Genomic DNA, 5469 nt, shown 5'->3' on the forward strand with positions numbered 1-5469 from the left:
CCCCCGCCGCTCGGGCCGGGCCGATCTTTGAATCTGTGCACGGACCTTACCCGCGCCGTCGCCGGTCATCCGTCCCGGTGCTACCGGCTTTCGCCGACGGCCCGGGACGGACAACGGCCTTTACTGGCCGCCCTTTTGCACGAAGGACCGCACGAAGTCCTCGGCGTTCTCCTCGAGCACGTCGTCGATCTCGTCCAGGACGGAGTCCACATCGTCGGACAGCTTCTCCTGGCGCTCCTTGAGGTCCTCGGAGGCCTGTGCCTCCTGGGCCTGCTCCTCGGTCTCCTCCGTGGAACGCGTCGCCTTCTGCTGGCCGCCGCCGGTGTCCTTGGTCGCCATATCCCTCACCCCGCTCGGTTTCGCCCCGCTCGATGTGACCTTCAAGATCAGACCCTACAAGGAGGGTCCGACATCGGCCCCGCAGTTGCTACAACGTCCGGGTACCACCCCGATCATTCCCGGACCGCCGCTGTTTCAGCCGCCGGACAGCACCCGGACCAGCTCCTCGGCCGTGCGGCACCGGTCGAGCAGCTCCTTGACGTGGTTGCGTGTACCGCGCAGCGGCTCCAGGGTGGGCACCCGTTGCAGCGAGTCACGGCCGGGCAGGTCGAAGATGACCGAGTCCCAGGAGGCCGCCGCGACATCGTCCGCGTACTGCTCCAGACAGCGCCCGCGGAAGTACGCCCTGGTGTCCTCAGGAGGCTTCGTCCTGGCCCGTTCGATGTCCTGCTCGTCCAACAGGCGGCTGATCCGGCCACGGGCCGCCAGACGGTTGTACAGGCCCTTCTCGGGACGTACGTCGGCGTACTGGAGGTCCACGAGATGCAGCCGGGCCGCGTCCCAGTCCAGGCTGTCCCGCCTGCGGTAGCCCTCCAGGATTTCCCGCTTGGTGATCCAGTCCAGCTCGCCGGACAGGCTCATCGGATCGTTCTCCAGCCGGTTGAGCGTGTCCTCCCAGCGCCCGAGCACATCCCTGGTCTGCTCGTCCGCGTCGGAGCCGTAGCGCTCCTCGACATACTTCCTGGCCAGCTCGTAGTACTCCATCTGGAGCTGGACGGCGGTGAGTGTCCGGCCGCTGCGCAGCGTGACCAGCCGGCCGAGCGTCGGATCGTGCGAGACCTGGTGCAGCGTACGGACCGGCTGGTCGACGGCGAGATCGACGTTGATGAAGCCGTCCTCGATCATGGACAGGACGAGCGCGGTGGTGCCGAGCTTGAGATAGGTGGAGATCTCCGACAGATTCGCGTCGCCGATGATCACATGGAGCCTGCGGTACTTCTCCGCGTCCGAGTGCGGCTCGTCACGGGTGTTGATGATCGGGCGCTTGAGAGTCGTCTCCAGCCCGACCTCGACCTCGAAGTAGTCCGCCCGCTGGCTGATCTGGAAGCCGTGCTCATGGCCGTCCTGGCCGATACCGACGCGGCCCGCGCCGGTGACGACCTGCCGTGAGACGAAGAACGGCGTGAGATGGCGCACGATGTCCGAGAACGGAGTCTCCCGCTTCATCAGGTAGTTCTCGTGCGTGCCGTAGGACGCGCCCTTGTTGTCGGTGTTGTTCTTGTACAGATGGATCGGCTGGGCGCCGGGAAGCTGGGCCGCGCGCTCGGCGGCCTCCGCCATGATCCGCTCGCCGGCCTTGTCCCACAGGACGGCGTCCCGCGGATTGGTGATCTCGGGAGAGCTGTACTCCGGGTGGGCGTGGTCGACATAGAGCCGCGCGCCGTTCGTGAGGATCACATTGGCCAGCCCGATGTCCTCGTCGGTGAGCTGGCTGGAATCGGCCGTCTCGCGGGCGAGGTCGAAGCCGCGGGCGTCCCGCAGCGGATTCTCCTCCTCGAAGTCCCAGCGGGCCCGCCGCGCGCGGTGCATCGCCGCCGCGTAGGCGTTCACGATCTGGGACGAGGTGAGCATGGCATTGGCGTTCGGGTGCCCCGGGACGGAGATCCCGTACTCCGTCTCGATGCCCATTACTCGCCGTACGGTCATGCGGCCCTCCTTGCCCGGCGGCGCTCCCCTCCGGAAGCGACGCTCAAGTACCGCTCGTCCTCCGCTGCGTGTGCGGTGCCCGGCTCCGGGCGCCGCCACGTGGCGGTACGAAAGAGCCTAGAACGCCTCCGCGCCGGTGGGGAGATCATTTCCGTCATTGGCCTGGTGTGGTGGAAGGAGCGTGGAAAGCAACCGGCTGCGGATGCCCTTCCGGACATCCGCAGCCGGTCTGCGTCTGCGCTTTACAGGTACTGACCGGTGTTGGCCACCGTGTCGATGGAGCGTCCGGTGTCCGCGCCCTGCTTTCCGGTGACCAGCGTACGGATGAACACGATCCGCTCGCCCTTCTTGCCGGAGATACGGGCCCAGTCGTCCGGGTTGGTGGTGTTCGGCAGGTCCTCGTTCTCCTTGAACTCATCCACGCAAGCCTGGAGGAGATGGGAGACCCGGAGGCCCTTCTGGTTGTGGTCGAGGAAGGCCTTGATGGCCATCTTCTTGGCCCGGTCGACAATGTTCTGGATCATCGCGCCGGAGTTGAAGTCCTTGAAATAGAGGACTTCCTTGTCGCCGTTGGCGTAGGTCACCTCAAGGAAGCGGTTCTCCTCGGACTCCGCGTACATCTGCTCGACCACGGACTGGATCATTCCGTGGGCCGCGGCCTCCTTGGAGCCGTTGTGCTCCGAGACGTCGTCCACGTGCAGCGGCAGCGAGGCCGTCAGATACTTCGCGAAGATGTCCTTCGCGGCCTCCGCGTCCGGACGCTCGATCTTGATCTTCACATCGAGCCGGCCGGGCCGCAGGATCGCGGGGTCGATCATGTCCTCGCGGTTGGAGGCGCCGATGACGATGACGTTCTCCAGGCCCTCCACACCGTCGATCTCGGCGAGGAGCTGCGGGACGATGGTGTTCTCCACGTCCGAGCTCACACCGGATCCGCGGGTGCGGAAGAGGGATTCCATCTCGTCGAAGAAGACGATGACGGGAGTGCCCTCGCTCGCCTTCTCCCGGGCACGCTGGAAGACCAGGCGGATATGGCGCTCGGTCTCACCGACGTACTTGTTCAGCAGCTCGGGACCCTTGATGTTGAGGAAGTAGCTCTTCCCCGCGGGCCTGCCGGTCACTTCCGCGACCTTCTTGGCAAGGGAGTTGGCCACGGCCTTGGCGATCAGTGTCTTGCCGCAGCCGGGCGGGCCGTAGAGCAGGATGCCCTTCGGCGGGCGCAGTTCGTGCTCCTTGAAGAGATCCGGGTGGAGATACGGAAGCTCCACCGCGTCGCGGATCATCTCGATCTGGCCGCCGAGGCCGCCGATCTTGTCGTAGTCGACGTCCGGGACCTCTTCGAGGACCAGTTCCTCGACCTCGCTCTTGGGGACCACTTCGTAGACATAGCCCGAGCGGGGTTCGAGCAGCAGGGCGTCGCCGGGACGGATGGTGATGTCCAGCAGCGGCTCCGCGAGCCGCACCACCCGCTCCTCGTCGGTGTGCCCGATCACCAGGGCACGCTCGCCGTCCTCAAGGATCTCCTTGAGGGTGACGATGTCCCCGGCACGCTCGTACGCCATGGCCTCGACCACGTTGAGCGCCTCGTTGAGCATGACTTCCTGGCCGCGCCTGAGCTCGTCGAGTTCGACGCTGGGGCTCACATTCACCCGGAGCTTGCGGCCCCCGGTGAAAATATCGGCCGTGCCGTCCTCATTCGCCTGCAGAAACACACCGAAGCCGGCCGGCGGCTGTGCGAGCCGGTCGACCTCCTCCTTGAGGGCCACGATCTGGTCGCGGGCCTCACGGAGCGTATTGGCGAGCCGCTCATTCTGTGCGGACACACCAGCCAGGTTCGTCTGCAACTCGACGATCCGCTCTTCGAGAATCCTCGTGTGACGCGGAGAGTCGGCGAGCTTTCGTCGCAGGACGGCGATTTCCTGCTCGAGATAGGCAACCTGGCCGGCTGGGTCTTCAGACCCCCGCCCCGGCCGGATGCCGCGGTTGATGTCGTCGTCGTGGGCTGCCACGGTCCTCACCTCCTCCAAGGGGAGCTGGACGCTTCCTGACCCTACCTGGGTGGGTGATGATTGAAACCCCTAGATCACAAAGACTGTGGGGTGTGTCCGATCTTCACCCTTGCGCTCTTCCCTCCCGCCAGGGGAATACCCACCCAGGAACATCGGAAAGCTGTCGGTTGTATCGTCGAAGTGTTCAACACCCGTCAGGGCTTGCGCGACTTACTTAACAGCGCACCGTCCGGCGGGGCAAACGGCAGGAGAGAACACCGTGCAGCAGCAGGCTCCCACCGAAGGCATCACCGAGACCGGTGAGCCGCTCGAGGTCTGGATCGACCAGGACCTCTGCACCGGGGACGGGATCTGTGCCCAGTATGCTCCTGAGGTCTTCGAGCTGGACATCGACGGGCTCGCGTATGTGAAGAGCCCCGAGGACGAACTGCTCCAGAGCCCGGGCGCCACAACACGGGTACCACTGCCACTGCTGCGTGATGTAGTCGATTCGGCCAAGGAGTGTCCGGGCGACTGTATTCATGTACGTCGCGTTTCGGACAGGGTAGAGGTTTACGGGCCGAACGCGGAATGAGGCGAGTGTCACCAGGAGCCCGGAGCCACTGGGCGTGAGCGGTCACGCACTCGGCGCTTCGGGCCTCTCCGCGCGTACGAACGCGCCGTTCTCCCACTGCCAGGAGATCCGCTCCTCCTCGTCGGGACAGCAGCTCGGCACCTCGGGCCCGGAGTAGCCGAGCAGAGTGGCGAGAATCACTCCGTCCCGGATCTCGAAGTCCGGTCCGACGCTCCGCTTGTCCTTCGGGTCGACCAGTGTCGCCACGATCCTCGGCTCGGCCTCCGCGGCTCTGGTCAGCACATAAACGCCCTGAGGCGGAGTGCCCGAGCCCGCCTCGCAGCGCACCGCGGCCACGGTCTCGGGATTCCGGTCGCCGTCGAGATCGCCGGAAGCCTGCCATACGACCACCGTGCCCGCTCCGCCGCACTCCAGCGGGTAGTCCACCGCGGCCGGATCCGGTGCGGGCAGCGGCGCCTCGCCGGGCGCCGTCCTCGCGGGCTTGGCACCCGTCTGGGACGCGGTGGCGGCGCCGGGCTGCAACAGACCCGCCAGAGCCACCACACCGGCCATCGCGGTGGCCGTCGCGAGCCAGTGCACCGGGTGGGGCCGGGTGTGCGCGAGGTCCGGTACGTCGGAGATCTGCACGCGGAGTGTCTCCTGTGAGGGGGGTGCCGGCGAGTAACCAACGGTGGGAGGAAGACAGCATCGTGCCACACGTCACAGAGAGGCGGAACAGCGGGGTCCGTAAGACCAACGTAAAGACGGAGCCGCCGACTTCCCCTCTCCGACAGGGGAACTCGGCGGCGTCACGGTCGTGTTGGATCAGCCGCGTGAGCCGCTGGTGCTTCCCGGGCCGTCGTAGTCGTCGCCGTACGCGCCCTTGGCGGGCCTGCGACGGCGCAGCGGCGGGTCGGCACC

At 66.4% G+C, this 5469-nt stretch carries 5 protein-coding genes and 1 pseudogene; 1 reads left to right on the plus strand and 5 read right to left on the minus strand.

Going from position 1 to position 5469, the window contains the following annotated elements:
- Positions 1-120: 120 nt before the first annotated feature.
- The 3 genes from GA0115259_RS29035 to arc form a co-directional block, all read right to left on the minus strand.
- Positions 121-339: a ubiquitin-like protein Pup gene (locus GA0115259_RS29035; RefSeq protein ID WP_030754525.1), complete on the minus strand. Its 219-nt coding sequence runs from the start codon at positions 337-339 to the stop codon at positions 121-123.
- Between the two features lie 135 nt (positions 340-474).
- The gene (dop, locus tag GA0115259_RS29040; protein WP_345941042.1) at positions 475-1986 is read right to left on the minus strand and encodes a depupylase/deamidase Dop; all 1512 of its coding nucleotides are present in this window, start codon (positions 1984-1986) and stop codon (positions 475-477) included.
- A 242-nt stretch (positions 1987-2228) separates the two neighbouring features.
- Positions 2229-3995, minus strand: coding sequence for a proteasome ATPase (gene arc / locus GA0115259_RS29045; protein ID WP_093602523.1), 1767 nt, complete (start codon positions 3993-3995; stop codon positions 2229-2231).
- Between the two features lie 259 nt (positions 3996-4254).
- Here arc and GA0115259_RS29055 point away from each other — a divergent pair, with 259 nt between their 5' ends.
- The gene (locus GA0115259_RS29055; protein WP_093602525.1) at positions 4255-4569 is read left to right on the plus strand and encodes a ferredoxin; all 315 of its coding nucleotides are present in this window, start codon (positions 4255-4257) and stop codon (positions 4567-4569) included.
- 42 nt (positions 4570-4611) lie between these two features.
- Here the strand turns inward: GA0115259_RS29055 and GA0115259_RS29060 are convergent, their stop codons facing one another.
- A complete protein-coding gene (locus GA0115259_RS29060; protein ID WP_093602527.1) occupies positions 4612-5196 on the minus strand; it encodes a hypothetical protein in 585 nt (194 codons plus the stop codon).
- A 177-nt stretch (positions 5197-5373) separates the two neighbouring features.
- A pseudogene (locus GA0115259_RS42260) lies at positions 5374-5469 on the minus strand (tRNA (adenine-N1)-methyltransferase); the annotation flags it as partial.

Source organism: Streptomyces sp. MnatMP-M17, from assembly GCF_900091995.1.
Classification (GTDB): Bacteria; Actinomycetota; Actinomycetes; order Streptomycetales; family Streptomycetaceae; genus Streptomyces.

Excerpts from the sequence above, each read along its gene's own strand:
- GA0115259_RS29035 (WP_030754525.1), bottom strand. The coding sequence starts at position 339 with ATGGCGACCAAGGACACCGGCGGCGGCCAGCAGAAGGCGACGCGTTCC.
- dop (WP_345941042.1), bottom strand. The coding sequence starts at position 1,986 with ATGACCGTACGGCGAGTAATGGGCATCGAGACGGAGTACGGGATCTCC.